This window comes from Streptomyces sp. NPDC048278 (assembly GCF_040652195.1).
GTDB lineage: Bacteria > Actinomycetota > Actinomycetes > Streptomycetales > Streptomycetaceae > Streptomyces.
The window spans coordinates 1-3,847 of sequence record NZ_JBEZLP010000082.1 but is presented as its reverse complement, the minus strand read 5'-3'; the positions used below and the strand labels follow the sequence as shown (position 1 = coordinate 3,847).

3 protein-coding genes and 1 pseudogene are annotated in these 3,847 nt (G+C 71.7%); 1 reads left to right on the top strand and 3 read right to left on the bottom strand.

The window, feature by feature from the left end; all coding sequences use genetic code 11:
* Window positions 1–130: 130 nt before the first annotated feature.
* Together AB0D74_RS50310 and AB0D74_RS50305 are read right to left on the bottom strand one after the other, a co-directional pair.
* Window positions 131–895, bottom strand: coding sequence for a glucose 1-dehydrogenase (locus AB0D74_RS50310; RefSeq protein ID WP_362603412.1), 765 nt, complete (start codon window positions 893–895; stop codon window positions 131–133).
* A 4-nt stretch (window positions 896–899) separates the two neighbouring features.
* Window positions 900–2,390 carry an AMP-binding protein gene (locus AB0D74_RS50305; protein WP_362603409.1) on the bottom strand — a complete coding sequence of 497 codons (1,491 nt, stop codon included), beginning with the start codon at window positions 2,388–2,390 and terminating at the stop codon, window positions 900–902.
* 99 nt (window positions 2,391–2,489) lie between these two features.
* Here AB0D74_RS50305 and AB0D74_RS50300 point away from each other — a divergent pair, with 99 nt between their 5' ends.
* Window positions 2,490–3,656 carry an acyl-CoA dehydrogenase family protein gene (locus tag AB0D74_RS50300; RefSeq protein ID WP_362603406.1) on the top strand — a complete coding sequence of 389 codons (1,167 nt, stop codon included), beginning with the start codon at window positions 2,490–2,492 and terminating at the stop codon, window positions 3,654–3,656.
* A gap of 29 nt (window positions 3,657–3,685) precedes the next feature.
* On the opposite strand, the pseudogene AB0D74_RS50295 reads toward AB0D74_RS50300, so the two are convergent.
* Window positions 3,686–3,847 (bottom strand): annotated as a pseudogene (locus AB0D74_RS50295) (electron transfer flavoprotein subunit alpha/FixB family protein); the annotation flags it as partial.

Genomic DNA, 3,847 nt, shown 5'->3' with positions numbered 1-3,847 from the left:
GGGTTTCGTGTGCGGGGCCGCTTCGGAGACCCGCCCCGCCCCGCCCCACCCCGGCGGGGCGGGGGGGGGGGGGGCGGTCGGGGGGGCGGCTCCGATCGGAGCCGCCGCCCTTCCGTATGGCGTACGGGGTTCAGACCCTCCGCGTGATGCCCCCGTCGACCCGCACGATCGCCCCGGTCGTGAAGCTGGACGCGGCACTGGCGAAGTGCAGTGCCAACGGCGCCACATCGGCCGGCACACCGAGCCGGCCCAGCGGCACGAACGAGGTGTCGAAGTCCTCGGCCGCCCAGGCCCGGTGGGCGTCGGTGAGCACCGGCCCGGGAAGAATGGCGTTCACCCGCACCTTCGGGGCGTACGCCTCCGCGAGCCCCACCGTGAGCGCGTTCAGACCGGCCTTGGCACAGGCGTAGGGCAGTTCGTGGACACTCGCCATCAGCGACCCGGCCGTGCCGATGTTGACGATCGAGCCGCCACCGTGGTCCGCCATGTGCGTCGCCGCGAGGACCGCCAGCCGGAACGGGCCCTTCAGGTTCACGGCGAGGGTCTTGTCGTACAGCTCCTCGCCGACCGCGTCGAGACTCTCGTACGGGGGTGACATCCCGGCGTTGTTGACGAGCACGTCCAGGCCGCCCAGCCGCGCCACGGACTCCGCCACGAGCCGCTCGCAGTCGTCCCACCGGCCGACATGGCAGGCGATCCCGACGGCCCGCCGCCCGGTCGACGCCCGCACCTCCTCGGCGACCGCCCGGCACACCTCGCCCTTCCGGGAGGCGACCACCACATCCGCGCCGGCCTCCGCCAGCGTCTGCACGATGGCCCGCCCGATCCCGCGCGAACCGCCGGTGACCACCGCCACCTTGCCCGTCAGGTCGTGCAGCTCAGCGAACGACGTCACGGCGTCAGCCCTTCCCTATCAGTGTCAGCAGCTCGCGCCGCAGCAGCTTTCCGGTGGGTGTGTACGGCAACTCCTCGCGGAAGACGACCACATCGGGTGTCCTGGACCCGCGCAGCCGGACACGCACCCAGGCCCGCAGCCCCTCGGCGTCGACTTCCGAGCCCTCGTGGACGACGACGAAGGCCGCGATCCGCTCGCCCCACTCCTCGTCCGGCACCCCGACGACCGCCGCCTCGCGCACGGCCTCATGGCCCAGCAGGACGTCCTCCACCTCGGCGGGAGCGATGTTCTCTCCGCCCCGGATGATCGTGTCGTCGGCGCGTCCCACGACGAACAGGTAGCCGCCGTCGTCGAAGCGGGCGAGATCCCGGGTACGGAACCAGCCCTCCGCGTCCAGCAGCGCGGCGGCCCCCTTGTACTCCCCGGACACCTGCGGACCACGCACCCACAGCTCGCCGGGCACCCCGGCGGGCAGCACGGCCCCGGCCGTGTCCCGGATCTGTGCCTCCACGCCCGGCACCATGCGGCCCGCCGAACGCAGCCGGGCGCGCACCTCGGGGTCGTCGGAGGCCAGCGCCGCGCGGTGGTCGTCGGGGCCCAGCAGCGCGATGGTGGAACTGGTCTCGGTGAGTCCGTAGGCGTTGGTGAAACCCGTGCCCGGGAAGGCCCGCAGGGCCGCCTCCAGCACCGTGTGCGGCATGCGGGCACCGCCGTAGGCCAGCGCGCGCAGCGTCGGCACCTCGGCCGGACGGCCGTCCAGATGCTCGACGACCCTGGCCAGCATGGTCGGCACCACCATCGCGGAGGTGACGCCCTCGGAACGGACCAGCTCCAGCCAGGCGCCCGGCTCGAAGGCGCCCAGGTGCACCATGCGGCGGCCGGCGTACAGGCTGCTCAGCACCGAGCCCACGCCCGCGACGTGGTACGGCGGGACCGAGGCCAGGACGGTGTCGTCCGGGGCTGCGGAGGCGAACTCCACGGTCTGCAGGACGTAACTGGTCAGGTGCCGGTGGCGGAGCACGGCCGCCTTGGGCGCGGCGGTGGTCCCGCTGGTGAACAGCAGCACGGCCGGGTCGTCCGCCGCACCCTCCAGACCCTCGGCCGGCTCGGTGGCCAGTCCCTCCGCCACCAGTTCCCCGGGGGTGCGCACCGTCAGTCCGGCCCCGGCGAACGCACCCACGAGGGACTCGTCCGCGACCACCAGCGGCGCGTCGGTGTGATCGAGTAGACCGGTCAACGCGTCTGCGGAGAGCCGGTAGTTGACGGGTACCAACGGCACGCCCGCCAGTGCGGCACCGAACAACAGCACGGGAAGGTCCGGGCCGTTGACCCCGGCGAACACCAACTCCCGTGCCCCTGACCGATGGACGACAGCCGCCACTCCACCGGCCGCGCGCCGAAGCTCCGCACAGGTCATACCCGAGCCACGCGTCCCGACCGCCACCCGGTCCGGATCGCCCGCCACGGCCATGTCGAGCAGCATCGCGATGTTCACGGCCCACCCTTTCTTCCGCTCCCCGACTGCGAACGTTATTCTACGTATAGGGAAACCTCATTCTCCATAGTTGTGCAGGGTTGCGCTCCAGGGGGCCACGTGGATTTCGAGCTGACCGAGCAGCAGGAGGACATCCGTACGGGCGTCCGCGAACTGGCCGCCTCCTTCGGCCCCGAGTACTGGGCCCGGCAGGACGAACGGGCCGAGTTCCCCTGGAGCTTCTACGACGCCTTCGCCAAGGCCGGCTGGCTCGGGATCGCCGTCCCCGAGGAGTACGGCGGTGGCGGACTCGGCGTCCTGGAGGCCTCACTCCTGCTGGAGGAGGTGGCCGCCTCCGGGGCCGGCATGAACGGTTGCAGCACCATGCACCTGACCATCTTCGGCCTCAACGTCCTGGCCCGGCACGGCAGCGAGCGGCTCCGCCGCGAGGTCCTCCCGCACGCGGCCACCGGAGACCTGCACGTCTGCTTCGGCGTCACCGAACCCGACGCGGGCACCGACACCACCAGCATCTCCACGTTCGCCCGCCGCGACGGCGACCACTACGTCATCGACGGCCGCAAGATCTGGATCACCAAGGCGGGCGACAGCCAGAAGATGGTGCTCCTCGCCCGTACGACCCCGCGCGACCAGGTCGACAAGCCCACGAAGGGCATCTCGGTCTTCCTGGTCGACGTCGACCGTACGGCGATGGACATCCGGCCGATCCCCAAGATGGGCCGCAACGCCGTCGCCTCCAACGAGATCTTCATCGACGGCCTGCGGGTCCCGGCGAGCGCCCGGATCGGCGAGGAGGGCGAGGGCTTCCGCTACCTCCTCGACGGCCTCAACCCCGAGCGCATCCTGCTCGCCCACGAGGCCCTGGGCCTGGGCCGGGCGGCCCTGGACGCGGCCACCCGGTACGCAAAGGACCGGATCGTCTTCGGCCGCCCCATCGGCCGGAACCAGGGCATCGCCTTCCCGCTCGCGGAAGCCCTGACCCGCCTCGACGCCGCCCGCCTGATGGCCCGCAACGCCGCCTGGCGCTACGACCGGGGGCTGGAGTGCGGCCGTGAGGCCAACATGGCCAAGTTCCTGTGCGCCGACGCCGGATTCCAGGCCGCCGACCGGGCGGTGCAGACGCTGGGCGGCATGGGGTACGCCCGTGAGTACCACGTCGAGCGGTACTTCCGTGAGTCACGGCTGCTGCGGCTCGCGCCGATCAGCCAGGAGATGGTGCTCAACTACGTCTCCCAGCACGTGCTGGGACTGCCCAGGTCGTACTGACCTGGGCAGTCCCGAACCCGTGGACGTCCTCAGCCCTTGCGGGTCTTGACCTCTTCGGTGAGCTGGGGGACGACGTCGAAGAGGTCGCCGACCACGCCGAAGTCGACGAGTTCGAAGATCGGGGCTTCGGCGTCCTTGTTGACGGCCACGATCGTCTTGGAGGTCTGCATGCCCGCGCGGTGCTGGATGGC